This is a genomic window from Mesorhizobium sp. M0701 (genome assembly GCF_040320365.1).
Classification (GTDB): domain Bacteria; phylum Pseudomonadota; class Alphaproteobacteria; order Rhizobiales; family Rhizobiaceae; genus Mesorhizobium.
On sequence record NZ_JAMYPO010000016.1, the window covers coordinates 64,917 to 89,576 of the forward strand.

General features: G+C 60.8%; 25 protein-coding genes and 2 pseudogenes. 13 read left to right on the forward strand and 14 right to left on the reverse strand.

Annotation, left to right across the window (positions count from 1 at the left end):
- Nucleotides 1-23: 23 nt before the first annotated feature.
- Nucleotides 24-542, reverse strand: coding sequence for a 3-hydroxyacyl-[acyl-carrier-protein] dehydratase FabA (gene fabA, locus NKI24_RS17385; protein WP_023676912.1), 519 nt, complete (start codon nucleotides 540-542; stop codon nucleotides 24-26).
- A 240-nt stretch (nucleotides 543-782) separates the two neighbouring features.
- Between fabA and irrA the strand changes: the two genes are divergently transcribed.
- Both irrA and NKI24_RS17395 read left to right on the forward strand, forming a co-directional pair.
- Nucleotides 783-1,214, forward strand: a complete 432-nt coding sequence (gene irrA, locus NKI24_RS17390) for an iron response transcriptional regulator IrrA (protein ID WP_023676913.1) — start codon at nucleotides 783-785, stop codon at nucleotides 1,212-1,214.
- A 10-nt stretch (nucleotides 1,215-1,224) separates the two neighbouring features.
- A pseudogene (locus NKI24_RS17395) lies at nucleotides 1,225-1,583 on the forward strand (DUF4260 domain-containing protein).
- An 81-nt stretch (nucleotides 1,584-1,664) separates the two neighbouring features.
- On the opposite strand, the gene NKI24_RS17400 reads toward NKI24_RS17395, so the two are convergent.
- Complete coding sequence (locus tag NKI24_RS17400; protein ID WP_352746938.1) at nucleotides 1,665-2,222, reverse strand: SH3 domain-containing protein; 558 nt, start codon at nucleotides 2,220-2,222, stop codon at nucleotides 1,665-1,667.
- 157 nt (nucleotides 2,223-2,379) lie between these two features.
- Here NKI24_RS17400 and NKI24_RS17405 point away from each other — a divergent pair, with 157 nt between their 5' ends.
- Complete coding sequence (locus NKI24_RS17405; protein WP_352448610.1) at nucleotides 2,380-3,381, forward strand: 2-hydroxyacid dehydrogenase; 1,002 nt, start codon at nucleotides 2,380-2,382, stop codon at nucleotides 3,379-3,381.
- 56 nt (nucleotides 3,382-3,437) lie between these two features.
- Here NKI24_RS17405 and NKI24_RS17410 read toward each other — a convergent pair whose 3' ends face one another.
- The 9 genes from NKI24_RS17410 to NKI24_RS17450 form a co-directional block, all read right to left on the reverse strand.
- A complete protein-coding gene (locus tag NKI24_RS17410) occupies nucleotides 3,438-3,926 on the reverse strand; it encodes a GNAT family N-acetyltransferase (RefSeq protein WP_352746941.1) in 489 nt (162 codons plus the stop codon).
- Complete coding sequence (locus tag NKI24_RS17415; RefSeq protein ID WP_352746944.1) at nucleotides 3,923-4,684, reverse strand: molybdopterin-synthase adenylyltransferase MoeB; 762 nt, start codon at nucleotides 4,682-4,684, stop codon at nucleotides 3,923-3,925. Before NKI24_RS17415 ends, NKI24_RS17410 begins: the two co-directional genes overlap by 4 nt.
- Nucleotides 4,685-4,760: 76 nt before the next feature.
- Nucleotides 4,761-5,882, reverse strand: a complete 1,122-nt coding sequence (recF, locus tag NKI24_RS17420; RefSeq protein ID WP_352746994.1) for a DNA replication/repair protein RecF — start codon at nucleotides 5,880-5,882, stop codon at nucleotides 4,761-4,763.
- Between the two features lie 53 nt (nucleotides 5,883-5,935).
- Nucleotides 5,936-7,054 (reverse strand): DNA polymerase III subunit beta, encoded by a 1,119-nt coding sequence (gene dnaN, locus NKI24_RS17425; RefSeq protein WP_023676920.1) that lies wholly within the window; start codon nucleotides 7,052-7,054, stop codon nucleotides 5,936-5,938.
- Between the two features lie 199 nt (nucleotides 7,055-7,253).
- Nucleotides 7,254-8,726 (reverse strand): chromosomal replication initiator protein DnaA, encoded by a 1,473-nt coding sequence (gene dnaA, locus NKI24_RS17430; protein WP_023676921.1) that lies wholly within the window; start codon nucleotides 8,724-8,726, stop codon nucleotides 7,254-7,256.
- 915 nt (nucleotides 8,727-9,641) lie between these two features.
- On the reverse strand, nucleotides 9,642-9,908 hold the full coding sequence (gene rpsT, locus NKI24_RS17435) for a 30S ribosomal protein S20 (protein ID WP_023676922.1): 267 nt from the start codon (nucleotides 9,906-9,908) through the stop codon (nucleotides 9,642-9,644).
- A 160-nt stretch (nucleotides 9,909-10,068) separates the two neighbouring features.
- Nucleotides 10,069-10,842 (reverse strand): enoyl-CoA hydratase, encoded by a 774-nt coding sequence (locus tag NKI24_RS17440; RefSeq protein WP_352448613.1) that lies wholly within the window; start codon nucleotides 10,840-10,842, stop codon nucleotides 10,069-10,071.
- Nucleotides 10,843-10,866: 24 nt separating this feature from the next.
- Nucleotides 10,867-11,757, reverse strand: coding sequence for a bifunctional DNA-formamidopyrimidine glycosylase/DNA-(apurinic or apyrimidinic site) lyase (gene mutM / locus NKI24_RS17445; RefSeq protein WP_352448614.1), 891 nt, complete (start codon nucleotides 11,755-11,757; stop codon nucleotides 10,867-10,869).
- The gene (locus tag NKI24_RS17450; RefSeq protein WP_352746948.1) at nucleotides 11,750-12,991 is read right to left on the reverse strand and encodes a phosphopentomutase; all 1,242 of its coding nucleotides are present in this window, start codon (nucleotides 12,989-12,991) and stop codon (nucleotides 11,750-11,752) included. Before NKI24_RS17450 ends, mutM begins: the two co-directional genes overlap by 8 nt.
- Nucleotides 12,992-13,151: 160 nt before the next feature.
- Between NKI24_RS17450 and NKI24_RS35960 the strand changes: the two are divergent.
- Nucleotides 13,152-13,280, forward strand: a pseudogene (locus NKI24_RS35960) (phosphate/phosphite/phosphonate ABC transporter substrate-binding protein); the annotation flags it as partial.
- A gap of 102 nt (nucleotides 13,281-13,382) precedes the next feature.
- Here the strand turns inward: NKI24_RS35960 and NKI24_RS17455 are convergent.
- The 3 genes from NKI24_RS17455 to NKI24_RS17465 all read right to left on the reverse strand — a co-directional run bounded on the left by NKI24_RS17455 (nucleotide 13,383) and on the right by NKI24_RS17465 (nucleotide 15,168).
- A complete protein-coding gene (locus NKI24_RS17455; protein WP_023676926.1) occupies nucleotides 13,383-14,003 on the reverse strand; it encodes a TadE/TadG family type IV pilus assembly protein in 621 nt (206 codons plus the stop codon).
- Nucleotides 14,004-14,033: 30 nt separating this feature from the next.
- Nucleotides 14,034-14,594: a TadE/TadG family type IV pilus assembly protein gene (locus tag NKI24_RS17460; protein ID WP_023676927.1), complete on the reverse strand. Its 561-nt coding sequence runs from the start codon at nucleotides 14,592-14,594 to the stop codon at nucleotides 14,034-14,036.
- A 151-nt stretch (nucleotides 14,595-14,745) separates the two neighbouring features.
- On the reverse strand, nucleotides 14,746-15,168 hold the full coding sequence (locus NKI24_RS17465; protein WP_352448617.1) for a pilus assembly protein N-terminal domain-containing protein: 423 nt from the start codon (nucleotides 15,166-15,168) through the stop codon (nucleotides 14,746-14,748).
- 343 nt (nucleotides 15,169-15,511) lie between these two features.
- Between NKI24_RS17465 and NKI24_RS17470 the strand changes: the two genes are divergently transcribed.
- From NKI24_RS17470 to NKI24_RS17510, 9 genes are all read left to right on the forward strand, one after another.
- Nucleotides 15,512-15,682 carry a Flp family type IVb pilin gene (locus NKI24_RS17470; protein WP_023676929.1) on the forward strand — a complete coding sequence of 57 codons (171 nt, stop codon included), beginning with the start codon at nucleotides 15,512-15,514 and terminating at the stop codon, nucleotides 15,680-15,682.
- A 148-nt stretch (nucleotides 15,683-15,830) separates the two neighbouring features.
- Nucleotides 15,831-16,349, forward strand: a complete 519-nt coding sequence (locus NKI24_RS17475; protein WP_352448618.1) for an A24 family peptidase — start codon at nucleotides 15,831-15,833, stop codon at nucleotides 16,347-16,349.
- Between the two features lie 189 nt (nucleotides 16,350-16,538).
- The gene (cpaB, locus tag NKI24_RS17480; RefSeq protein WP_023676931.1) at nucleotides 16,539-17,354 is read left to right on the forward strand and encodes a Flp pilus assembly protein CpaB; all 816 of its coding nucleotides are present in this window, start codon (nucleotides 16,539-16,541) and stop codon (nucleotides 17,352-17,354) included.
- The gene (locus NKI24_RS17485) at nucleotides 17,351-18,877 is read left to right on the forward strand and encodes a type II and III secretion system protein family protein (protein WP_352448619.1); all 1,527 of its coding nucleotides are present in this window, start codon (nucleotides 17,351-17,353) and stop codon (nucleotides 18,875-18,877) included. Before cpaB ends, NKI24_RS17485 begins: the two co-directional genes overlap by 4 nt.
- 14 nt (nucleotides 18,878-18,891) lie before the next feature.
- Nucleotides 18,892-19,626, forward strand: a complete 735-nt coding sequence (locus tag NKI24_RS17490; RefSeq protein ID WP_352448620.1) for a CpaD family pilus assembly protein — start codon at nucleotides 18,892-18,894, stop codon at nucleotides 19,624-19,626.
- Nucleotides 19,627-19,681: 55 nt separating this feature from the next.
- Complete coding sequence (locus NKI24_RS17495) at nucleotides 19,682-20,965, forward strand: CpaE/TadZ family protein (protein WP_352470086.1); 1,284 nt, start codon at nucleotides 19,682-19,684, stop codon at nucleotides 20,963-20,965.
- 29 nt (nucleotides 20,966-20,994) lie between these two features.
- On the forward strand, nucleotides 20,995-22,500 hold the full coding sequence (locus NKI24_RS17500; protein WP_352746952.1) for a TadA family conjugal transfer-associated ATPase: 1,506 nt from the start codon (nucleotides 20,995-20,997) through the stop codon (nucleotides 22,498-22,500).
- A gap of 29 nt (nucleotides 22,501-22,529) precedes the next feature.
- A complete protein-coding gene (locus NKI24_RS17505) occupies nucleotides 22,530-23,543 on the forward strand; it encodes a type II secretion system F family protein (RefSeq protein WP_352746955.1) in 1,014 nt (337 codons plus the stop codon).
- 9 nt (nucleotides 23,544-23,552) lie between these two features.
- Nucleotides 23,553-24,569, forward strand: coding sequence for a type II secretion system F family protein (locus tag NKI24_RS17510; protein ID WP_023676936.1), 1,017 nt, complete (start codon nucleotides 23,553-23,555; stop codon nucleotides 24,567-24,569).
- The last annotated feature ends 91 nt before the right edge of the window (nucleotides 24,570-24,660 follow it).

Below are 24,660 nucleotides of genomic sequence, written 5' to 3' on the forward strand. Positions count from 1 at the left end.
ACGTCGTACTGTAGGGTCTTCGTTCAGACGGCGGCCGATTGCTTGGACAGACCGACCTTCAGATCCGTTGCCGCGTATATGGGCTCGCCATCTGCCTTCAGCCAGCCATCGGCGATGCCAAGCACAAGCCGACCGCGCATCACTCGCTTGAAGTCGACGCCATACTCCACCTTCTTGACCGAAGGCGTGACCATGCCTTTGAACCTCACCTCACCGGTCGACAGCGCCATCCCCTTGCCGGGTTCACCGAGCCATCCGAGATAGAACCCCGTCAACTGCCACATGGCGTCCAGGCCTAGGCATCCTGGCATGATCGGATTACCGATGAAATGGCAGGCGAAAAACCACAAATCCGGCTTGATATCGAATTCCGCGCGGATGAAACCCTTGTCGAACGCACCGCCGGTCTCGCTGATCTCGGTGATGCGGTCGAACATCAGCATCGGCGGATAGGGCAGCTGCGCATTTCCCGGTCCGAACAGCTCGCCGCGGGCGCAGGCAAGCAATTCCTCGTAACCGTAGCTGGATTTCGAACCCGCCATCAATCTCGTCCCCGTGATCGTCCCGGGCGATAGGCGCCCTTGTCGGTGGTTTCCTAACACAATCTGTTTCAGGCCGGAAACCGGCGCTTGCGCTTAACCTGCCCGTCTGCCCGGGTCAATGCGCGCTATTGATCGCATTCGGTCGACAGAATATATGTCAGGACACGTCCGGTTTCGGCAGATGCTCAATTTCTGCCATTTTGGACCTGTGTGAGGCGGAACTGTGAGCGCGACGGATAGATGGATCTGGGTTGCCGGAAGGATAATGTCGCTGTGGACAAGCGCGTTCGCGAGGCCGGTCTGAGGCCGACACGCCAGCGCATCGCGCTGGCCGATCTGCTTTTCGCCAAGGGCGACCGCCATCTTTCGGCCGAGGAACTGCACGAGGAGGCGCTTGCCGCCGGCGTGCCGGTGTCTCTGGCCACCGTCTACAATGCTCTGCACCAGTTTACCCAGGCCGGTCTTCTCCGCATCCTTGCCGTCGAGGGATCGAAGACTTATTTCGACACCAACACCTCCGATCACCATCATTTCTATATCGAGGGCGAAAACAGGATCTTCGATATCGACAGCGGCCCGGTGACGGTTTCCAACCTGCCGGAACCGCCGGAGGGCATGGAGATCGCCAATGTCGATATCGTGGTGAGACTGCGTCCGAAACGCTGCGACTGACCGGCGCCTTATGAAATTCCTGGATTTGACGCTCCGGCTCGAATGGGTCGCCGTCGCGGTGGCGGCTATTGTCTTCTATGCAATCGCCGGTGTTTCCTGGTGGCTGTTTGCCGTGCTCATTCTGGCGCCCGACCTGTCGATGCTGGGTTACATGGCCGGGCCGCGCGTCGGGCCGTCGCCTACAACGCCTTGCACATACTGATCTTGCCCGTTCTGCTGGCGCTTGTCGGCAGCGTCTTTGACAATGCAATGGCGATAGCTGTCGCACTGATCTGGATCGCCCACATCGCCATCGACCGCGCTCTGGGCTATGGTTTGAAGCTGTCGAGCAGTTTCCAGGATACCCATCTCGGCCGCATCGGCCGCTAAACCATCCCCGAACCGAAGATCAGCGAAACAAATGCCGGATCCGGTGCTTGCAGCGCTGGCCTGACCTCCGGTTCGGAAAGGTCAGTTCTTGACCTTTTCGCCGGGATAGGCACCCCAGACGAGCGACTGTGCGAGCCAGCCGGTATGGCCGTCGAAGGTCATTTCGCACCATTGGCCATCGCAGGACTTGATTGTGCCCATCACCCCCGGTTCGAGGATCGCAATGACGCCTGCATCTTTTGCCGGGTCGTCAAGGAGGTTGACGCGAGCGTCCTTGCCGCGCTGCCAGGGGGCGACAATCGCCGTGCGACGGCCCGAAAGCAGCGACTGATTGATCCAGCCTTCCGAGCCGTCGGCATCACGCACACGGCGCCACGTATCGAACTCCTGGATGATCTCCATCGGCAGGCCTGGCTTCATATACATCCAGTCGACGGAATAATTGACGCCCGGCCCAACGCGCGAGTTGACGCGGCCGGATTTCAGGCTGACGAAGCGCGGCAGCGGCAAGCCGCTTGGTCCGAGCGTGACGCGCTGGGCGGGTGCGGCGGCACTTTGCGCCATCACCAGTGGGCTGTGGATGAGAGCGCCGAGGAATGCTGCACTGAGGGTCAGGCGGAGCGACGCGAAACCAGACACTTTCGTTCCTTTCGGCGCCCGCCCATCGGCCTTCGCGCCCATTTTTCTTTGTCTTCGGCGGAACCGCTTGTTACATGGATGACCGGTACCGCGATCGGCTCTCAGTTTCGCCGTTCTTGGTTAAAGAGGTCTCAACGAGATCGGGTTCGAGGAAACAATGACAGGCAAAAAGAAGCCCCTCGTCGTCATCACGCGCAAGTTGCCCGACGTAGTCGAGACCCGCATGCGCGAGTTGTTCGACGCCCGCTTGAATGTGGAGGACAGGCCGATGACGCAGCCGGAACTGGTGGCGGCGGTCAAGGAGGCCGACGTGCTGGTGCCGACTGTGACCGACAATATCGACGCGGCGCTGATTGCCCAGGCCGGCGACAACCTCAAGCTGATCGCCAACTTCGGTAATGGCGTCGACAAGATCGACGTTGCGGCAGCGGCCAAGAAAGGCATCACCGTCACCAACACGCCGAACGTGTTGACCGAAGATACGGCCGACATGACCATGGCGCTGATGCTGGCCGTACCGCGGCGGCTGGCTGAAGGCGCCAACGTGCTGACCGGCGATAAGAAATGGGCGGGCTGGTCGCCGACCTGGATGCTCGGCCGGCGCATCTGGGGCAAACGGCTCGGCATTGTCGGCATGGGTCGCATCGGCACCGCTGTCGCCAGACGCGCCAAGGCGTTTGGCCTCTCGATCCACTACCACAACCGCCACCGCGTACTGCCGGCAATCGAGGACGAGTTGGAAGCCACGTATTGGGAAAGCCTTGACCAGATGCTCGCCCGCATGGACATTATCTCGGTCAATTGTCCATCGACACCGGCAACCTTCCACCTGCTTTCGGCGCGGCGGCTGGCGCTTCTGCAACCGTCAGCTTACATAGTCAATACCGCGCGCGGCGATATCATCGATGAGGAATCGCTGGTCAAGCTCATCCATGACGGCAAGATCGCCGGCGCCGGCCTCGACGTCTACGAGCACGAGCCGGCGCTGAACAGCAAGCTGCTGAAACTTGCCCACAAAGGCAAGGTCGTGCTGTTGCCGCATATGGGCTCGGCGACGCTCGAAGGCCGTATCGACATGGGCGAGAAGGTAATCATCAACATCCGCGCCTTCTTCGATGGTCATCGCCCGCCCGACCGCGTGCTGCCGCTGCGGGCGTGACCGGCCAGCGAATTCTGGTCGGGGCAGCTGCCGGCTCGCTTTTGGTTAGCGTTTGCTTACAAAAGCACCTTGCGCATGGTGATTGAGGTCGGCCGGTCGTAACCTTTGTGCGCTGTCCGTTCGGTTTCGCGAAAGCCGAGGCGGGCGAAGGCAGCGTGGTTTCCAGTCAGTTCGACCCGGGTCTGGAGCTCGATGGCGGTCCTGTTGCGGCTGCGGGCAAGATCTTCGACGGCCTGCATCAGCTGTTTTCCGACGCCTTGTCCCTGAAGCGTCGGCTCGACCGCGAGCTTTCCAATATAGAGGTCGTCTGCGCGCTTCAGGACGAAGACGCAACCGACGATCTCGTTTCCCTTCAGTGCCAGGAATGCTGTCTCCTCCAGCGCTCTAGCCCTGAGATTTTCAACGGTGAGCCGATGCGCCGAGGACGGCGGGTCAATAACCTCGTCCATAAAGGCGAAGGCGCGCATGACCAGCGCCAGCACCTCGTCCCAACGGTCGAAATCGGCCGCAAGCTGCACGATGGAAACGTCGGCAGGCAGGCTCACGGGCTGGTTCGCTTGTAGCGGATCGTGTCGAAGCGTGCCGCCAGCGCATCGTAGAGCAGCAGTCGTCCGACCAGCGGCTCGCCAATCCCGGTGATCAGCTTGATCGCTTCCATGGCTTGCAGCGTGCCGATGACCCCGGTCAACGCGCCGACAATGCCGGCCACCGCGCAGGATGGCACCAGTCCCGGCGGCGGCGCCTCGGGAAAGAGATCGCGGTAGCTTGGGTTCAACTTGCCGTCCGGGCCGGTTTCGAATGGCTTCAGTACGGTGACCGAGCCGTCGAAGCGGCCAACGGCGGCATGCACGAGCGGCCGGCTTTCCGCGGCGCAGGCGTCGGCCACCGCGTAGCGTGTCTCGAAATTGTCGGAGCCGTCAACGACGATGTCATAACGGGCAATGAGGGTAGGGGCGTTGTCCACGGTCAGCCTGAAATTGTGCTCTTCCACGACGACGTTTGGATTGATGCGGATGATCGCCGCTCTGGCGCTGTCGGTTTTCGCCACCCCGACATCGCCCGTGGCGTGGATCACTTGTCGTTGCAGGTTGGAAAGCGAAACGATGTCGTCGTCGACGACACCGAGAGTGCCAATCCCTGCGGCGGCGAGATATTCGAGCACCGGCGCTCCCAATCCGCCGGCGCCAATGACGAGCACCCGCGCCCGCTTCAGCCGCTGCTGGCCGGCGCCGCCGATCTCGGGCAGCACGATGTGGCGGGCGTAGCGTTCGAGCTCTTCATCGGTGAGGGCGGCTGTGATCATCGCCGGACCATATAGCGGAGGAAAAAGCTTGTCAGGTATCAATGCATGCCGCTCAGAAGTGCGCCATGAACCAAGTTCAAATGGTCGGCCTGACCGTGCCGTGATCGACGGTCAGGAATTGCGCGCGTCCCTTGAGGCTGTCAAACAACGCGGCATCGGTCCCGGTCATGAAGGCCTGGCAGTTTAGTTCCTCCAGGATCGAGAACAAGGCCGCCCGTCGACCGCCGTCGAGATGGGCGGCGATCTCGTCGAGCAGCAGGATCGGTGTCATGCCCGACATCTCGCCGGTTAGCCGCGCATGCGACAAGACAAGGCCGACCAGCAGCGCCTTCTGCTCGCCGGTCGAACAGAGCTCGGCCGGCATCGCCTTGGGCCGGTGGCGCACCACGAGGTCGGAACGGTGCGGGCCGTCGAGCGTGCGTCCGGCGGTGCGGTCGCGGTCGCGCCCCTGGGCAAGCGCACGACGGAACCGTTCCTCTACGTCGACGGCCGGCAAAATACCGAGTTCGCCTTCCAGTTCGCCAGAGATGCCGATGTCGGCTTGCGGAAACGGTCCGTCGCCGGGCAGCCGGTCGATCATGGCGGCGAGCAGGCGCACCAGTTCGGCACGCGCCGCGGCAATCGCCACGCCGGTCTCGGCCATTTGCATCTCGATCGCATCGAACCAGGCACCGTCGCGTGAACCGTCGGCGAGCAGTCTGTTGCGGCCGCGCATTGCCTTTTCGTAGTCAAGCGCGCGCTGGCCGTGGCCAGGATCGATCGCCAGCACCAGCCGGTCTAGGAAGCGCCGGCGGTCGGCAGCCGGCCCGGGGAACAGGCCGTCCATGGCCGGTGTCAGCCAGACCACGCGCAGCCATTCCAGCATGTCTTCGGCTGAGCGTGCCGTCGCGCCGTTGATCCGCACCCGGCGGCCGGCTTCGCCGTCGCTGCTCGATATTCCGGTACCGATCTCGACCTGGCCTTCCGGTCCGTCAAGCCGGGCATGCAGCGCAAAGCCACCGTCGCCACCTTCGCGCGCCACCTCGGAATAGGGTGCGCGGCGCAGGCCGCGGCCCGGCGTGAGCAGCGAGATCGCTTCAAGCAGATTGGTCTTGCCGGCGCCATTGTCGCCGGAGAAAACCACAGCGCCGGGATCAAGGTCGATTGCCAACGCCGCATAGTTGCGGAAATTCGTAAGTGTGAGCTTACTTATGTACATCTGCTGCGGTTTTGCAGATCTGGTCACGACAGCAAGATGGTCCCGTTCGGGCCCTACACCCGCATCGGCATCAGCACGTAGAGCGCGGTCTCGTCGGCCATGTCGTGGATCAGCGTCGGGGAACCGGCATCCGCCAGCATGAACTTCGCCTCCGTGCCGGTCAGTTGCGCGGCAACGTCGAGCAGGTATTTGGCGTTGAAGCCGATTTCGATCGGATCGGACGAATAGTCGGCCGCCAGTTCCTCGGTGGCACTGCCCGAATCCGGGTTGTTGACCGCAAGCGTGACCTGCCCTTCGGCGATCGAAAGCTTCACCGCCCGGCCGCGTTCGGACGAAATGGTCGAAACGCGATCGACGGCAGCGGCGAAACTCTGGCGATCGATAATCAGCTTCTTGTCGTTGCCGGTCGGAATGACGCGCTGGTAGTCCGGGAAAGTGCCGTCGATCAGCTTGGAGGTCAAGATAACGCTGCCGATGGTGAAACGGATCTTGGTGTCGGACAACTCGGTGGTGACTGCAACATCGGGATCGTCGACCAGCTTTTGCAGCTCGCTGACCGTCTTTCGCGGGATTATGACGCCAGGCATGCCCTCAGAGCCTGCCGGCGCATCGATCTCGGCGCGCGCCAGCCGGTGGCCGTCGGTCGCGACAGAGCGCAGCTTCAGCTTGCCGCCGGCCTCGTGCGTGTGCAGATAAATGCCGTTCAGATAATAGCGCGTCTCCTCGGTCGAGATGGCGAACTGGGTCTTTTCGATGAGGCCTTTTAGTCCGACGGAATCGAGCCGGAAAATATGCGAGAACGACCCGGCTGAAAGCTCGGGAAAGTCGGACTGCGGCAGGCATTGCAGGCGGAAGCTCGAGCGCCCCGACGTCACCGTCATGGCGTTGCCGTCTTCGTCGGTCTTCAGCGCCACCTCCGCGCCGTCGGCAAGCTTGCGCACGATGTCGTAGAGCAGATGTGCCGGGACCGTCGTCGCCCCGCCACGTTCGACCTTTGCCGGCGTTGCTTCGGTCACCTCCAGGTCGAGGTCGGTCGCCTTCATTTCAAGGCTGGCCCCCTCGGCGCTAAGCAGCACGTTCGACAGGATCGGAATGGTATTGCGCCGCTCGACCACGCGGTGAACATGGTTGAGCGACTTCAGGAGATTTGACCGTTCCAGGATAACACGCATGACGAAACAGGCTCGCTTGAATGAATGAACGGGTCTCCGGCAAGCGGCGCCCCGCGAAAGGTCTGAACAGGCTCAGAATCTGCGTAAACTGACAGGAAAAACCCGGCAAACGCAAGCCCGCGCCACCGGTTCGGACCGGCTGCACGGGCTTTCTGGGGATAAAAAGGCCGGAGTCCGCGAGCCGGCGTTTTTCGGGCCGTCAGGCCTGGTCGTTGATCAGCCTTCTCAGCAATTCGAGTTCCTGCGCCAGTGTGTTGTCGGCACCGGAAAGATCCTCGATCTTGCGCACCGCATGCAGCACGGTCGTATGGTCACGACCGCCGAACCGCCGCCCGATCTCCGGCAGCGAGCGCGGCGTCATCACCTTCGACAGATACATGGCGACCTGCCGTGGCTTGACGATGGTGCGTGTGCGCCGGTTGGACAGAAGTTCGGTCTTCGACACGTTGTAGTGGCGCGCGACGATGCGCTGGATGTCCTCGATACGCACCCGCTTGGGTTCGCCCGAACGATAGATGTGGCCAAGGATCTCGTCGATGCGGTCGATGGTGATCTGCGGTTCGAAGGATTGACGAAACAAAAGCTGGTTGAAGGCACCTTCGAGCTCGCGTCCGCTGCCGGTCACAGTGCGGGCGACGTGGTTGAGGATCTCTTCGGAAATATCGAGCGACGCATCATCGAGCTTGGCGGTGGCAAGCCTGAGCTTGAGCATACCGATACGCATGGCGAAATCCGGGGCTGACATTTCCAGCGCGACGCCGCCGTTGAGGCGCGAGCGGACGCGTGGCTCCAGCGACTCCAATTCCGACGGCGGCCGGTCGGCAGCGACCACCACTTGCTTGGCGCTGTCGAGCAGCATGTTGATCAAATGGCAGAATTCGTGCTGGATCGACTTGCCCTGCAGGAACTGCATGTCGTCGATGATGAGGAGGTCGATGTCGCGCAGCTGTTCTTTCAGCGTCAGTGCGTTGTTGTCGCGGATCGCGGTGGCGAACCGCCACATGAAATACTCAGCCGTCAGATAGACGACCCGCGATTTCGGATTCTGCTTCAGCGATTCTGCGGCGATCGCCTGCAACAGGTGCGTTTTGCCCAGCCCGACCGTCGCGTGAAGAAAGAGCGGATTGAAACGCACCGCGCTCGACTGCGATTCCGCGACCGCCTTGGCGGCGGCAAAAGCCACTCGGTTCGATGGTCCTTCGATGAAGGAGGTGAAAGTATAGCGTGGATCGAGTGGCGAACCGAGAACATTGTGCCGGAACTCGGTTTCTGCCGGCATCCCCGGGCGGGGTACCGGGACCCGTTCGACCCTGCTGGGGCTCGCCGTGCCCGCAGAGAGCGCGGTTTGCGTCTGCCTGGTCATCTTGCGCGCCGGGGCCACTTCTGGCTCGACGCTGTTGCGGCCCTGCCGTGTGGCGGTGCGAACCACGATCTCGATCTTGAGGATCTCCGGATCCTCGTGCTTCCACAACTCGGTGATGAGATCGAGATAGTGGCCGTTGATCCATGAACGCAGGAATGCGGTTGGCACTGAGATGCGGACAATGCCCTTAGAGGATTCAGCGACCTTCATGCGCCCGAACCAGCTCGAATAGACCTCGGTTCCCAGACGCGCCTTCAACTGGGCCTTGACCCGATCGAACTTCTGTTCAGCTTCATTGGAAGCCGCCATGTCGTTCCTTCCGATTAACGTTCCAGGAAATGGGAGGTCGCCTGTAAGCTCCCTTTCGATGCCGCCGCTCTGCATGATCGAGTTCCTTGTCTCTTGTACCTGTTTTCCGCCGGGGATGCGCCTCCTGCATCCATGTTTCCGGCGACCGTGTCTTCGCTGCGACACCATCGCCGCCGCCGGCTGATGAATCGCCTCGTTGTCGGTCCGGCGCCGAAGAGCCGATCCGCTTTGGTCATGTCAGGGCAACAAAATGCCGTCCGGCGAAAAACCGCCGGCGCACCGTCGACCTGCCATGTACAATTACGCCAGTCCCCTACCGTATCGAAAAGACAAACCAACCCCGTCCGCGGAGTTGAATCCGCGGTGTAAACTCTGCCAATTTGAGCTGGCCGGTTTCAGGCTGGTCAAGGGCCAAGGGCCCGTCCCTTCGATGGACAGACATTACCGAAATCGCTGTGGATAGGGCAAGGCCACCCCTAACGGATTTTTAAGGAATCTGACTAGCAAGGGACGTTTCGAACGCCATGCTGCAACAGTAGATTTTGACAAAGCCATTGTGATTCAAACCCTTTTCCGGCGAATATGAAAAAGGCCACACAACGCGAAATTTTCTGAAATAATTCACTTGACAGCCAATTGTCGCCTATCGGCCGCAGCTGATGTGAACAAGCTGTGGATCACCATCGGTAAGCTTCTGAAAAGAAAAGGTAATCTGTGACGCTCGGAAATTTTCGCATTGGCAGTTTCGAAGGCTCCGAATATCAGCGGGCATGTATATGCCGGCAAAGCATTTCGAACTTTGAAATGCACCCGGAGCGCCATTTTGCGGGCTTTCTTTTAAGTACTTGCCGGCAAACGAAAAAAACCCGGCGCGATTGGCCGGGTTTGAAGAAGCGCAGTTCAGGAAAAGGTATATTAGGCCGACAGCACCTTGACCCGTTGGGCCAACCGCGACACCTTGCGCGATGCCGTGTTCTTGTGCACCACGCCCTTGGTCGCGGCGCGCATCAATTCCGGCTCGGCCACCTTGAAGGCAGCCTGTGCGGCCGCCTTGTCGCCAGCCGCGAGCGCCTCTTCGACCTGGCGGATGTAGGTCCGGACGCGGGAGCGGCGGTTCTTGTTGATCGCTGCGCGACGGGCGATCTTGCGCGTTGCCTTTTTGGCCGAGGAGGTATTGGCCATGGTGCCTCTCTTCTGATCTGGTGGGCGCTTGCGGGATACCGCAGGGCGCAAAAAACAAACGGGCAGCCACAGGGCCGCCTCGGTTGGTGCGGCTTATAGTTCAGCTTTTCCGGCGCGTCAACGCTGCAGCGATTTCTTTTTGACCGGCGCCTTCGTCATCTCATCGGTTCGTGAAATTCGGCTTCCGCTTGCCGCTGAAGGCCGCCATGCCTTCCTTCTGGTCATCCAGCGCAAACAGCGAATGAAATAGCCGGCGCTCGAACCGCAGACCCTCGGTGAGCGTCGTCTCATAGGCGCGGTTGACGGCCTCCTTTGCCATCATCACCGACGGCAAGGAAAAACCAGCGATCTTGGACGCTGCCTTAAGCGCTTCCTCGATCAACTCGCCGGCTGGCACCACGCGCGAGACAAGGCCGGAACGCTCGGCCTCGGCTGCGTCCATCATTCGACCCGTCAGGCACATATCCATCGCCTTCGACTTGCCGACAAAGCGGGTCAGGCGCTGCGATCCGCCCATGCCGGGCATGACGCCCAGCGTGATCTCGGGTTGGCCAAACTTGGCGGTGTCGGCGGCGATGATGAAGTCGCACATCATCGCCAGTTCGCAGCCGCCCCCCAGCGCATAGCCCGCCACCGCCGCGATGATCGGCTTTCGTGCCCGCGTAAATTCTTCCCAGCCGACGAAGAAATCCTGCAGATAGGCATCCACATAGGAGATGGACTGCATTTCCTTGATATCGGCACCTGCCGCGAAAGCCTTTTCCGAACCAGTGATGACCATGGCGCCGATGTCGGCATTGGCGCCCATGCTATTCACCGACGCGACCAGTTCCGCCAGCACTTGTGAATTCAGCGCGTTGAGCGCCTGCGGCCGGTTCAGCGTAATCAGCCCGACCTTGCCGCGGGTTTCGACGATGATGGTTTCATAGCCCATGCTTTGCTCCTCCTCGCTTCTGGTTCAAGCCTGACAGGCCCGGCAGTGGAAAGTCGAACGACCGCTTTGCACGATACGCTCGATGTGGCCGCCACAACCAGGCTTGGAGCAGGCTTCCCCCTCGCGATCGTAAACCGCGAAGGAATGCTGGAAGTAGCCCAGCGATCCATCGGTCTGCATATAATCGCGCAACGACGAGCCGCCGGCGGCGATCGCATCGGCGACGACCGAGCGGATTGCTTCGGCCAGGCGTTCGCTCTGCTCTTTGGCTTTCTTGCCGGCTCTCGCGAGGGTGCCCGCTTCGCGCAGCGGCGACAGGCCGGCCCGCCAAAGCGCTTCCGAGACGTAGATATTGCCTAGCCCGGCAATCAGCCTCTGGTCCAGAAGTGCCGCTTTCAGCGGTGACTTGCGACCTTTCAGCAACGAAGCGAGCAGCGCGCCGTCCAGTGCGTTGCCTGTAGGCTCGACGCCTAATCCCGCCAGCATCGGATGCATGTCGGGCTCGCCTTCCGAAAACAGCATGAACCCGAAGCGGCGCGGGTCGTTGAAGATCACGCGAGAGCGGACGCCGGCAGGGGATGCGATGTCGAAGACGACGTGATCGTGAGCAGTGTTTTTCGAACGTTCGTGGTGGAACGCGCCGGGCGTTGCGCTCTCGTCGGCCGTTTCGATGCGAAACGAACCCGACATGCCGAGATGGCAGATCAGAACCGGGCCGTTGTCCATGTGCATTGTCAGATATTTGGCACGGCGGCCGAGCGCCGCAATCGTCTTGCCGGTCAGCCGCTCCGAAAATCTCTCGGGGAACGGAAACCGCAAATCCGGCCGGCGTGCCTCGACACCGACAATGCGGGCACCTTCAAGGGCCGGCTGCAGACCGCGCCTGACTGTCTCTACCTCCGGCAGCTCAGGCATGGCCACCTATCGTGGCATGGAAGGAGGTGCCGTAACGGCCGCGCGCCAGCCCGAGATGTTCGGCCACGGTTTCGCCGATGTCGGCAAATGTTGTCCTCAGTCCGATGTCTGCGCCTTTGAAACCCGGCCGTGTCCCGATAATCGGAATACGCTCGCGCGTGTGGTCGGTGCCGCGCCACGTCGGATCGTTGCCGTGATCGGCGGTCAAAATGAGCAGATCGCCTGGCCTCAGCCGTGCGAATGCCTCGGGCAGGCGCCGGTCGAAAGCTTCGAGTGCGGCGGCATATCCCGCAACGTCGCGCCGATGCCCGAACTCGGTGTCGAAGTCGACAAAGTTCGCGAAGACGAGGTCGCCGTCGCGGGCGTCTTCCATGGCACCAAGCGTTTTGTCGAACATCGCCATGTTGCCGGCAGCCTTGCGGACTTCCGAGATCCCGCGATGGGCGAAAATGTCGCCGATCTTGCCGATCGCGATAACCCGGCTGCCGCGCGCCGTCAGCCGATCGAGCAGCGTCGGTTCCGGCGGCGGTACGGCATAGTCGCGACGATTATGCGTTCGCTCGAACGTGGCGGCGGTTTCACCGATAAACGGCCTCGCGATGACGCGGCCGATATTCAGCGGATCGACGAGCCTGCGCACCACTTTGCAGAACTCGTAAAGCCGTTCCAGGCCGAAATGAACCTCATGCGCGGCGATCTGCAGGACGGAGTCGATCGAGGTGTAGCAGATCGGCTTGCCGGTGCGGATATGGTCTTCGCCGAACCGTTCGATAATCTCGGTGCCCGGAGCATGGCAATTGCCGAGGATGCCAGGCACCTTCCCTTCACGCACCATTGCTTCGGTCAACTCGGCCGGAAAGGCGGGAATCTTGTCTGGGAAGTAACCCCAGTCGAAACGGACCGGCAGGCCGGCTATTTCCCAATGGCCCGATGGCGTGTCCTTGCCGCTCGAAACCTCTTGGGCCGCGCCGTGAAAGGCGGCGGCAAGCGGCGCACTGCCGGCATTCTCGAACCTGAAACCCGTCGCCGTTGCCGCGGCCTGGCCGAGGCCGAGTGCGAGCATGTTTGGTACAAGAAGGGGTCCGGCACGCAGGCCTTCGCGATCGGCGCGGCCTTCTGCGCAGGCCCGCGCGATGTGTGCGAACGTATTGGAGCCGGTGTCGCCATAACGTTCGGCATCGGCCGCGCCGCCGATGCCGAAGGAGTCGAGGACAAAAAGGAAGGCGCGTGCCATCGAAAGGTTCATCATTGCCTGTGCGTTGGCTCAGACATAGGGTTCCGCGCTGCCATTGGCAATTCGGAAACCCAAACAGCACGGCTTGGCGTGCTGGTCCCGGAGAGACGAATCGCGGCATGGTCGATCCGCGGATGGAAATGCGCGGCGCGGAGCTCGCATGAGGCTTGCCCTGACAGCATTCGCCGCCGTACTGGCTTTGCTGCCGGATGCGTCTTGCACAAATCTGGCGCGAGCCGACTGGCGCGATGTTATCGGAACGTTCCGTATCGGTATCGTCGCCGAACCGTTGCCGGTCCGAGGGACTATGTGCTGGCTGCAGCCATCGTGCGTCTAGTCTCGGCCCGCGGTCGCAAGCAATAGCAACAGACCGGTTAGCGGGCTTCAGGCGTCAGCAATCGCTGCACGGAATGGTCGGGCTCCTGCGCGGCCGCAGATAATAAGTTTCCGCCATCGATATCGAATTGAAGACCGAGCTCAACCCGAACCGGCTTTGGCCGTCCGCCGACCAGGTGATGATTGGCTTGTAGGCGAGATCGCTTTCGACCCGAATGAGGAACGTGCCTTTGATCTTGAGCGCGCTCGGGACCGTTGTGGTGGAATCCTTGACAGCGTCGACGCTAGAGACGCCATCGACCAGTTTGCGCGACCACACGACCAGGACTTTCGGCGTCGTCTCGTTGGTCACCTGTATCGCCGTGATAATGATCTTCGGTTTCGAGCGGTTGTAGGGCTGGAGCGTGGAACTGCCGATCGCCATGATGGCATCGACATCGGCCGCCTTGACGGTCTGCTGCTGCGTGACGAGGTCCGCTACCATGCTGCCGATGCGGCTGACCTTCTTGCTGGTCTCGATGGCTTGCGAGGCCTCCATTGTCATAAAGTACATGATCAACAGGACAGGCACGATGAGGGCAAACTCGACAGCCGCAATACCGCGGCGGTCCGAGCAAAGCCGGACTGCTCTTGTACAAATCCCTGCGATGCCCAGCTGTGCCCCCGCACGAATCATGGCTTTGCCCTTTTCAAGCGACTACGTGTTTCAGTTGTCGAACGGCTCGTTCTGCCAAGTGATCGAAGCAAAATGCAGCGTTTTGCCGTCCTTCAGGTTGGCCATCGATTTGGCCATGAAGTCGGTCATCACCGGCCATTTGTAAAAAACACGCAGCATGTTTCTCGACTCCGCCAGGCCAGGTGCGACGGTGAAGGTCTGTGTGCTCGTGCCCTTGGTCAGCACGACGTCGCCATCCTGGATCTTGAAACCGGCCAGCGCCGCATCGGCGAAGGTCGGATATTCGCGCAAGTCCACCAGCAATCCGGGACAGGTCTTGGCGACCATGATCTCCAATTTGGTGCAGATCATATCCCGCAGCTTGGTGCCGGACACATCGGCCGGTCTTAGTTGGCCGGTACGCAGCTGGCGCGCGATGTCGTCGGTTGCGTTTGCCATCACTTCCTGTGCGGCGAAAGAAATGCAGCTCTCCAGGATGGCGAAGACAAGAAGCGCGAAAGGAATTGCAAGCATGGCGAATTCGATCGCCGTGCTTCCGCGGCGGTCGCCCAAAAACCGTCTTGGAGAACCTGCTCGTCCTGCCTTGCTCATGTCCTCTGCCCGCCGATGCCGCTTCTGTATCGGTCCCACCCTTAGTCGGAACCGATTGAAGTCCGGTTGGAATGACCGTTAAATTCAACGGGAAGGCCTTAACCCGGCGATAACCGAAGCACGTACTCGCCAAAGACGGAGACGTCGGCTACTAATGCGCGGCGCTCATTTCGGCTTCAGAGGCCTTCTCGGCATCGCTCTTATACGAGCTTTCGCAATATGGCGCGCAGGACATGGTCTGTACTTCGGAACGCCGATAGATGCGCACCGACGACGCTGCCTGGCGTACGACGGTTATTTGCTCATCGACGATCGGGTTGCCCTCCTGGTCGAGGACGACGAGATTGGTGACGCCAAATCCCTTGCCGGTCAGTACGATCGTCGATGCGTCCTGCACGGAGGCGTCGGCGATCGCCGGATTGCCGACGACAATCGTATCGGCGGCGCGCGACAATTTGATGATCTTTGCCTGGTTCATCGTCACCTCGATGCCGGCGCCGGCCTTGGCTGGAAAGGCGAAAGCCGCTGCGGCAAAAAGCACGGCAACTGGAAATGATGATCTCGGCCCGGCCATTGAGGCGCCCCCTGGCAAACTGTTCAACGGAACATGAACGAGATTGGTGAACCAACCGTTAAGCGGCTGGAGTTCAGGATCAAGCCGGAACCGGCATTGGGCCTAGCCGGCACGGCTGGAACGTCTTTGCCGAATTGCGCCTTTTGCGCCTTTTGTCAGCCCGGTGGCCTGGCGGCGGGTATTTTAGTTCTGGGTTAACCACGCAATGTCGTCGAAGCGGGAAAGGAATCGGTAAGCCTGTTTATTAAGCCGATTGAAACAGCTTCTCCTTAGATTCGCAGTATCCGATCAGCCACCAAGAGAAGTTGACGGAAGTGCTGTAACAATTGGAGTAGGAGCTCGAATGTCTAACCTCATCGCACGTTTTGTGAAGGACGAATCCGGCGCAACCGCTATCGAATACGGTCTGATCGCCGCTCTTATCGCACTCGCCATCATGGTCGGCGCCGGCCAGCTCGGCAACTCGCTGAACGCCAAGTTCACCGCCATCTCCACCAAGGTGAACGGTAGCTGACCGTAACGGGTTCGGTTGTTCTGAAATAAGGGCCGCCGCTCTGGCGGCCCTTATTTAGTCCTGGTATGATTTGAAACTTAGGCCTCATCAGTCGTTAATCGAATAGGATTAGGTTGGGGCCAGATGCAATTGGGTCATAGGCGCGCCGATGCTTGAAGCCTTGATCTTCGTCGTGTTTCCGTTTTGCATGCTTTTTGCCGCGATCTCCGACATGCTTTCGATGACGATCGCCAATCGCGTGCCGGTGTTGCTTGTGGTTGTCTTCGCCTTGGTTGCGCCTTTGACCGGTATGGACTGGGCCACCTATGGCTGGCATTTCGCCGCCGCCGGCCTGGTTCTCGCGGTGACGTTCGGCCTGTTCGCGCTGGGCGGCATGGGCGGCGGCGACGCCAAGCTTCTGGCTGCCACTGCCATGTGGATGGGACTGAACATCCATCTCATCGAATACCTCGTCGCCTCGACATTCATCGGCGGCCTGCTGACGCTAGCCATCCTCGCCTATCGAAAATCGCCGCTTGCCGCCGTCACAAGCCACAATCCGTTCCTGCGCCATTTCGCCGATGAGGCGACCGGCGTTCCGTACGGCATCGCGCTTGGCATTGGCGGTCTGCTCACCTATTCCGACTCGCCATTGATGGCCTGGGCACTTACCAGGCTGGCGGGCTGAATTTCGCTTTACGCCTTTGGCGCCGAGCAGGCGAGTTGACCACGTTTTCCTTCGGGCCGGGCTTGTCGGTCCAATTTATATAAACGTTAAATTAATCACGATCGTAAGTATAACATTAACCTTGTTTTGACGATTGCCGCTGCAAAGTCCCGCTTGGCTACGTGGTTTGCCAAGGCGAGGTTCGGACAGATGCCAGCATCCCGATTGATTATTCTGAGCGTGGCGATAGCCGCGGCCGGTGGTGCAGGCTATGTCGCGAAGAACATGGTCGTGGCTCCGCCGCCTCCGGTTGTCGATTCCGGTCCTCAGGCGCCGGCGATCGCGCTGCAGGATGTGCTTGTCCTTTCCGGCGACGTTCCGATGGGCAGTCCGCTTGAAAACAACATTTCCTGGGAGTCATGGCCGTCCGCCGGCATCAACGCAAATTTCATCACCCGCGCCGCCGAGCCTGAAGCGCTGGACAAGCTGAAGGGCGCCGTCGCTCGCGTGGCGCTCTACGCCGGCGAGCCGCTGCGGCGCTCGAAGCTGATCGGTGAAGGGCAAAGCTTCATGTCGTCGATCCTGCCCTCCGGCATGCGGGCCGTTGCCACAAGCATCTCGGCCGACACCTCGGCCGGTGGCTTTATTCTTCCCAACGATTTCGTCGACGTCATCATGACCCGCAGAGCCGATCCCGCCAATGGCGGTGGTCCGGGCTTCACGACCGAAACTATCCTGAAGAACATTCGCGTCCTGGCGATCGACCAGACCATTCAGGAGGACGAGGAAGGTAAGAAGACCAGGGTTGGCCAGACCGCCACCCTGGAACTGACGCCGCAGCAGTCCGAGATCATCACCGTCGCACAGCAGATGGCGGATCGCCTGACATTGGCGCTGCGCTCGATCAAGGACAGTCAGGACAAGAATGTGGGCGAAGCCGATTACCTGGTTTCCGGCAATGGCCGGCGCGGAACCGTGCGGCTGATCAAGTCGGGCGAAGTTTCCGAAGTGGGGGCAAGGAAATGAGGCTAAAAACCAAACTGCCGCTCATCCTGGCTGCGGCGATCGGCCTGTTTCTCCTTGGAACGAATGCATATGGCATTGTCGATGCCAGTGCGGCGGGCAATGCCAGGGTGACGGCTTCGACCGCCACCCAGCGGGTCAAGCTCGGACTGAACAAGTCGGTGGTCATCGACCTCCCGAGCGATGCCTACGACATTCTCGTCGCCAACCCCGCTGTAGCCGACGCGGTGACCCGCACTGCCAGGCGCATCTATCTGTTTGGAAAGGCGGTCGGCGAGACAAATATCTTCGTCTTTGGCCCGAATGGCGAGCAGATCGTCAGCCTTGACCTAGCGGTCGAACGTGACGTTGCCGGGCTGGAGGATTATATCAAACGCTTCATCCCGTCATCGGAGGTTAAGGTCGAGTTGCTGAACGACAACGTCGTTCTGACCGGAACCGTGGACACTCCTCTGGACGCCAAGCGCGCGGCCGATCTGGCAACCATTTTCGTGTCCGGCGGCGAGGCAACCACGGGTCAATATTCGCAGACCGCTGCCGGCGGTTCGGCTGAAGCCGGCGTCGCGATCGATAACCCGGATGCCGAGCGCCGCGTCAGCAAGATCGTCAACTTGCTGCAGATCATCGGCGACGACCAGGTGACGCTGAAGGTGACGGTCGCGGAAGTCAGCCGCTCGGTGATGAAGCAGCTCGGCGTCAACATGGTGGGCAACGGCAGCAGCAACGGCATCAGCTGGGGCGCGGTAAGCGACAATTTCACTGGTTTGGGCAAGTCGCTGTCGAACTCGGGCCTCTCTATCGGCAGCTCGACGCTGCAGGCCTACATCAATGCCATGGAACAGTCCGGTGTCATGAAAACCCTCGCCGAACCAACATTGACGGCCGTATCCGGCGAGAAAGCGACCTTCAAGGTTGGCGGCGAATACAATATGGTGACCAGCGTTTCCCAAGCCGTATCAAATGATAACCAGACCGGTCTGAAGACGTATTCTGTCGAGAAGATCGAATACGGCATTGGCCTGGAATTCCAGCCGGTGGTGCTGTCTCCCGGCCGTATCAGCCTGAAAGTCAGAACCTCGGTTTCCGAGCCGACAACGGAGGGGTCTGTGTCTTTGTCCGAAGGTGTAACGAGCCCGGGCATGAATGCCCTGTCTCTCCGCAAGCGCTTGGCCGACACAACGGTGGAACTGCCTTCGGGCGGCTCGATGATGATTGCCGGCCTTGTCCGCGATGATCTCAGGCAAGCTGTTAACGGCTTGCCCGGTCTGACAAAGATTCCAGTGCTTGGCGCGCTGTTCCGCAGCAGGGATTTCGTTCGCAACGAGACCGAGCTCGTCATCATCATTACGCCCTATCTGGTGAAGCCGGTGGCGCGCAATGATCTTGCCAAGCCGGATGACAATTTCAACGCCGCCAGCGATGGCGCCGGCATTTTCCTTGGCCGCGTCAACCGTGTCTACGGCACCATGCAGACCGACAAGCCCAACGGCCGTTACCACGGCGTTGTCGGCTTTATCTACAAGTAAGCGGGGAAGCGGTCATGTCTAAGGCAACATCGAAGGCACGGGCGATCACCGCGACGCGGTCAGTCCATTCGCGAATCTGGCGGCCGGCCGTTCCCATTATGGCGATCGCGGTGGCGGCATTGCTGGCCGGCTGCGCCAATCGCGACAGCGTCACGGTGGGTGCCATACCGGACGATTATCGCACCACCCATCCGATCGTCATAGCCGAGAAGATACAGAAGATCGACCTTCCGGTCGGCGCCGGCGACCGTGGCATGACCAGATCCCAGCGTGACACGCTCCTGGGCTTTCTGGACGGATACGACAGGAGCGCGGCTCCGGTGCTGACGATCGAGATTCCGAGCGGCTCAGCCAACGAAATCGCAGCGGCCGCGGCCGGCCGCGATTTCGCCAGGCTGGCCATAGCCAGCGGCATCAGCCGGAAGCGGATCGACATGCGGTCCTACCAGTCTGTTTCGGCCGAAGCGTCGGCACCGGTCCGTGTTGCCTACGTCTCGGTGAAGGCTCAGACGGATAAATGCGGTCGCTGGCCCGAAGACCTGCTGCAGACTTCGGAAAACAAGCACTATGCCGATTTCGGCTGTTCGTATCAGAACAACCTGGCTGCCCAGATGGCCAATCCGTCCGATCTGATCGGGCCACGCAAGCCGACGCCGATCGACGCGGAAAATCGCGGTGCTGTGATCGACGTCTATCGTGACAGAGGTATTTCGGACGAATTCCTCGGCAATTCGGAAGTCGAATATTAACGAGTGTTGAGGCTCAACAAACCCTAAGCCGCGCAAGTCACGGAAAGTGATGACAATGAGCAATCTTGCCTACGACACAGAGGTACCGGGCGGCGAAACTTCGGAGCAGGATATTGCCGCGATGCAGGCGTTGCGGCCGATCCCGCGCATTTCGATCCAGGCATTTTGCGAGACCGAAGGCGTAGCCAATCCGGTCGAGCGCGCCGGCGAGGATCGCCGCATGGCCAAGGCCCATCTGAAGGTGCATATGGGGGGCATCCCCACCGCTATCGAATTCTATCAGTCGGCGCCGACACCAAACCTGATCCTGCTTGAATCGCGCAGCGAGCCGAAGCTGTTGCTGGAACAACTCGCGCAGCTCTCCGAGCATTGTGACCCGAGCTCCAAGGTGGTGGTTGTCGGCCACTACAACGATGTCGGCCTGTACCGCGAACTCATCCGTTCGGGCATTTCCGAATATGTCATCGCGCCCGTATCGATGGCCGACATCGTCAGCGTGGTGTCTTCGATCTTCGTTGATCCGGAAGCTGAGCCGATCGGCCGCTCGATTGCGTTCATCGGCGCCAAAGGCGGCGTCGGCTCCTCGACCATAGCCCATAATGTGGCCTGGGCCATGTCGTCCCTTTTCAAATCCGAAGTGGTTGTCGCCGATCTCGACCTCGCCTTCGGAACGGCCAATATCAATTTCGACCAGGATCCGGCGCAAGGCATTGCCGAGGCAGTCTTCTCGCCGGAACGCGTCGACGAGGTCTATCTCGACCGGCTGCTCGCCCAATGCGCCGAGCACCTGTCGCTGCTTGCGGCCCCTTCGACCCTGGAGCGGGTCTACGATTTCGATCCCGACGCCTTCACCCAGCTTATCGACATAGCCCAGCGTAGCGCGCCGCTCCTCGTGCTCGATGTTCCCCACGTGTGGGCCGGCTGGACCAAGAACACGCTGGTCAAGGCTGACGAGATCGTCATCACGGCGACGCCCGAACTGGCCAATCTGCGCAACACGAAGAACCTGGTCGACATGCTGAAGCGGCTTCGTCCGAACGATCCCGCGCCAAAGCTTGTGATCAACCAGGCCGGTGTGCCGAAACGTCCTGAGATTACGCCGTCCGACTTCTCCGAATCGCTCGGCCTTTCGCCGATGTCGGTCATCCCGTTCGAGCCGCTTTTGTTCGGAAATGCTGCCAACAACGGACGTATGCTCGGTGAAATGGATGCCAAGAGTCCGGTTGTCGCCACGATCAACGAGATCGCCCATGTGCTGACAGGGCGCAGCGAAATCAAGGTGAAGAAAAAGGCTGGCCTCGGCAATCTGATCGGCAAGCTTTCGCGCAACAAGAAGTGATGCCTCAGCGGTGGAATTGGTAAGCGATCATGTTTGGTAAAAGAGGCAGCGACGACGGCAACCGGACCATTCCGGAATTCCGTCAGCCAGCACCCGCACCTGCTGCGCCGGCGGCCGCAAACCCTGTGGAAGCGGCTATAGCTGCCAGACCCGCGACGCTGCCGCCATCCGGCGCGCCTGCCGCGCCGGTTCGCCGTGCGGTCGAGCCGCCGCCATTGGCCCCGGAGCCGAAAAGTATCCAGCGCCAAAAGAGCGAAACCTACTACGACACCAAAAGCCAGGTCTTCGCCGCACTGATCGACACGATCGACCTGTCGCAGCTGGCCAAGCTCGATCCCGAAAGCGCGCGCGAGGAAATCCGCGACATCGTCAACGACATCATCGCGATCAAGAATTTCGCGATGTCCATCGCCGAGCAGGAAGAGCTTCTCGAGGATATCTGCAACGACGTTTTGGGCTACGGGCCGCTGGAGCCACTGCTTGCCCGCGACGATATTGCCGACATCATGGTCAACGGCTCCAAGAACGTCTACATCGAAGTCAACGGCAAGGTCGAGCAGACCGGCATCCGTTTCCGCGACAACCAGCAGCTCCTCAACATCTGCCAGCGTATCGTCAGCCAGGTCGGCCGCCGCGTCGATGAATCAAGCCCGATCTGCGATGCGCGTCTTCCTGATGGCTCCCGTGTCAACGTCATCGCACCGCCCCTGGCTATTGACGGCACCGCACTTACCATCCGCAAGTTCAAGAAGGACAAGCTGACGCTCGACCAGCTGGTCAAGTTCGGCTCGATTTCGCCGCAAGGGGCCGAGATTCTCAAGATCATCGGCCGTGTCCGTTGCAACATCGTCATCTCGGGCGGTACCGGCTCGGGCAAGACGACGCTGCTCAATTGCCTGACCAACTATATCGACCGGGAGGAACGCGTCATCACCTGCGAAGACTCGGCTGAGCTGCAATTGCAGCAGCCGCATGTGGTGCGTCTCGAAACCCGTCCGCCCAACCTCGAAGGCGAGGGCGAAGTGACCATGCGCGACCTGGTCAAGAACTGTCTGCGCATGCGCCCCGAACGTATTATCGTCGGCGAAGTGCGCGGACCCGAAGTGTTCGACCTGCTGCAGGCGATGAACACCGGCCATGACGGCTCGATGGGAACGATCCACTCGAACAGCCCGCGCGAATGCCTCAACCGTATAGAGTCGATGATCGCTATGGGCGGCTACACGCTGCCGCAAAAAACCGTGCGCGAAATCGTCGTCGGCTCCGTCGACGTGATCATACAGGCTGCACGCCTGCGCGACGGATCGCGGCGTATCACCCACATCACCGAGGTGATCGGCATGGAAGGCGACGTCATCATCACCCAGGACATCGTTCTCTATAACATCAAGGGCGAGGACGCGAACGGCAGGCTGCTGGGCGAGCACGTGTCGACTGGCATCGGCCGTCCGCATTTCTGGGAGCGCGCCCGCTACTACGGTGAGGAGCAGCGCCTCGCGGTTGCGCTCGAGGCGATGGAGAAACGCGCTGATTGATCCGTCTGGAAGCGTGGGGGCCAGGGTCGATGTTCGGAATTGACGGCACCGTATTGGCATTCGTCGTGCTCGCCGGCTTCAGCGCCGGCGCTGTGGCCTATGCTTTCCTGTTCAACCGGATCAGCACCGAGAAGCAGGTCGGCAAGCGGCTTGAATCGATCAAGACCGCCGAGACGGATCGTTCCGTCGTCAAGGCGTCGCGCGATCGCGTGGCGGAAGCGGCCAAGCGTCGCAAGTCCGTCCAGGATTCGCTGAAGGATCTCGATCAAAAGCAAAAGTCCAATCAGAGCCTGGTCAAGAAGCCACCGCTGAAGATCCAAATCCGTCAGGCCGGCATGAAGATCTCGCTTGAGCGCTTCTATGTCTACTCGGCGGTCTGCGGCGTCGTCTTGACGGCTCTTGTCTATTTCATCGGCGCACCGTTGCTGGTCTTGCCGGCTGCGCTGCTGGTCGGCGTCTTGGGTCTGCCCCGCTGGTTCGTCTCGTTTCGCCGCGCGCACCGCGTCAAGGCGTTCCTCAACGAATTTCCGAACGCGCTCGATATCATCGTGCGTGCGGTAAAATCCGGCCTGCCGCTGAACGACGCCGTGCGCCTGATCGCCAACGAATCCCCCGAGCCGGTCAAGACCGAGTTCCGCCGCATGGTCGATTCGCAGCAAATGGGTTTGTCGATCCCCGACGCGGCCATGCGCATGCCAGAAACGATGCCGTGCACCGAGGCGAGCTTCTTCGGCATCGTCATCCAGATCCAGTCTCAGGCCGGCGGCAATCTTTCCGAAGCGCTGGGCAATCTTTCGCGCGTGCTTCGCGACCGCAAGAAAATGAAAGCCAAGGTCCAGGCACTGTCCATGGAAGCCAAGGCATCCGCCGTGATCATCGGCGCGTTGCCTTTCGTCGTCGCCTTTCTCGTCTATTTGACGAGCCCGAACTACATCATGCCCCTCTTCATCACCAGCACCGGCCATCTGATCCTCGGTTGTTCCGGCATCTGGATGTCGATGGGCGTCCTCGTAATGCGCAAGATGATGAATTTCGAAGTCTAGGACTCGCGTATGACCGATCACGTCATCAGAACTCTCACCGACCCGTCCCTGCTGATCGCACTGCTGGTCGGCATCGCGGTGTTTGCGACCGTCTTCACGCTGCTGCCCGCTTTTGGCGGGAACCAGCTCAAGGCGCGCATGAAATCCGTAGCGCTGGAGCGCGATGAGCTGCGCGCCAAGCAGCGCGCGCGGCTGGCAGTCGAAGCCGACCGCCGCCGCAAGGGCCTGCGCGAAGAACAGTCGGTCGGCATGCGCAATATTGTCGATCGCCTGGATCTCAGGCGTGCGCTGGCGGATGAAGGTACCTTGCAGAAATTGAAAGTGGCGGGTTTTCGCGGGCAAAATCCGCTGACGCGCTTCCTTTTCTTCCGTCTCGTCCTGCCCTTCATCGGCTTTGCATTGGCGGCGATGTATCTGTTCGTGCTCGGCGGATTACCCGAGCAGCCGCTTTTCGTGAAGCTGTTCGTGTGCATCGTGGTAGCCTATGCGGGATTCTACGCGCCGGTGCTCTACGTCAACAACCGCGCTACCAAGCGCAAGCAATCGATTCAGATGGCGTGGCCGGACGCGCTCGACCTGTTGCTGATATGCGTCGAGTCCGGCATGTCGGTGGAAGCGGCGCTTCGCAAGGTCGCCGATGAGATCGGCGCGCAATCGGTGGCATTGGCGGAAGAATTCATCCTGACAAACGCCGAGCTTTCCTATCTGCAGGAGCGCAAGCAGGCCTACGAGAACCTTGCAAGCCGAACTGGCCTGGAATCCGTCAGGTCGGTGTCCCAGGCGTTGGTTCAGGCCGAGCGCTACGGCACGCCCGTGGCGCATGCGTTGCGGGTGCTTGCCAGTGAGAGCCGCGACATGCGCATGAATGCCGCCGAGAAGAAAGCGGCCGCGCTGCCGCCGAAGCTCACCGTGCCGATGATCCTGTTCTTCCTGCCAGTGCTGTTCGCCATCATTCTGGGTCCCGCCGGCATCCAGGTGAGCCAGCGCGGCATCTTTGGCGACCAGCCGAAATCCAGCAGCGAGTAGCGCCAGCGGCGTTGCCAGAAACGCTGATACGATTCAGAGCCACGCTGCCGGTGCAGCGCGGCTCTTTGCGTTAGACATGTTGCGGAATTCG

Coding starts and splice junctions, on each gene's coding strand:
- fabA (WP_023676912.1), bottom strand. CDS start 542: ATGGCGGGTTCGAAATCCAGCTACGGTTACGAGGAATTGCTTGCCTGC.
- irrA (WP_023676913.1), top strand. CDS start 783: ATGGATCTGGGTTGCCGGAAGGATAATGTCGCTGTGGACAAGCGCGTT.
- NKI24_RS17405 (WP_352448610.1), top strand. CDS start 2,380: ATGACAGGCAAAAAGAAGCCCCTCGTCGTCATCACGCGCAAGTTGCCC.
- NKI24_RS17415 (WP_352746944.1), bottom strand. CDS start 4,684: ATGATCACAGCCGCCCTCACCGATGAAGAGCTCGAACGCTACGCCCGC.
- recF (WP_352746994.1), bottom strand. CDS start 5,882: ATGTACATAAGTAAGCTCACACTTACGAATTTCCGCAACTATGCGGCG.
- dnaN (WP_023676920.1), bottom strand. CDS start 7,054: ATGCGTGTTATCCTGGAACGGTCAAATCTCCTGAAGTCGCTCAACCAT.
- dnaA (WP_023676921.1), bottom strand. CDS start 8,726: ATGGCGGCTTCCAATGAAGCTGAACAGAAGTTCGATCGGGTCAAGGCC.
- rpsT (WP_023676922.1), bottom strand. CDS start 9,908: ATGGCCAATACCTCCTCGGCCAAAAAGGCAACGCGCAAGATCGCCCGT.
- NKI24_RS17440 (WP_352448613.1), bottom strand. CDS start 10,842: ATGGGCTATGAAACCATCATCGTCGAAACCCGCGGCAAGGTCGGGCTG.
- mutM (WP_352448614.1), bottom strand. CDS start 11,757: ATGCCTGAGCTGCCGGAGGTAGAGACAGTCAGGCGCGGTCTGCAGCCG.
- NKI24_RS17450 (WP_352746948.1), bottom strand. CDS start 12,991: ATGGCACGCGCCTTCCTTTTTGTCCTCGACTCCTTCGGCATCGGCGGC.
- NKI24_RS17455 (WP_023676926.1), bottom strand. CDS start 14,003: ATGATTCGTGCGGGGGCACAGCTGGGCATCGCAGGGATTTGTACAAGA.
- NKI24_RS17460 (WP_023676927.1), bottom strand. CDS start 14,594: ATGAGCAAGGCAGGACGAGCAGGTTCTCCAAGACGGTTTTTGGGCGAC.
- NKI24_RS17465 (WP_352448617.1), bottom strand. CDS start 15,168: ATGGCCGGGCCGAGATCATCATTTCCAGTTGCCGTGCTTTTTGCCGCA.
- NKI24_RS17470 (WP_023676929.1), top strand. CDS start 15,512: ATGTCTAACCTCATCGCACGTTTTGTGAAGGACGAATCCGGCGCAACC.
- NKI24_RS17475 (WP_352448618.1), top strand. CDS start 15,831: ATGCTTGAAGCCTTGATCTTCGTCGTGTTTCCGTTTTGCATGCTTTTT.
- cpaB (WP_023676931.1), top strand. CDS start 16,539: ATGCCAGCATCCCGATTGATTATTCTGAGCGTGGCGATAGCCGCGGCC.
- NKI24_RS17485 (WP_352448619.1), top strand. CDS start 17,351: ATGAGGCTAAAAACCAAACTGCCGCTCATCCTGGCTGCGGCGATCGGC.
- NKI24_RS17490 (WP_352448620.1), top strand. CDS start 18,892: ATGTCTAAGGCAACATCGAAGGCACGGGCGATCACCGCGACGCGGTCA.
- NKI24_RS17495 (WP_352470086.1), top strand. CDS start 19,682: ATGAGCAATCTTGCCTACGACACAGAGGTACCGGGCGGCGAAACTTCG.
- NKI24_RS17500 (WP_352746952.1), top strand. CDS start 20,995: ATGTTTGGTAAAAGAGGCAGCGACGACGGCAACCGGACCATTCCGGAA.
- NKI24_RS17505 (WP_352746955.1), top strand. CDS start 22,530: ATGTTCGGAATTGACGGCACCGTATTGGCATTCGTCGTGCTCGCCGGC.
- NKI24_RS17510 (WP_023676936.1), top strand. CDS start 23,553: ATGACCGATCACGTCATCAGAACTCTCACCGACCCGTCCCTGCTGATC.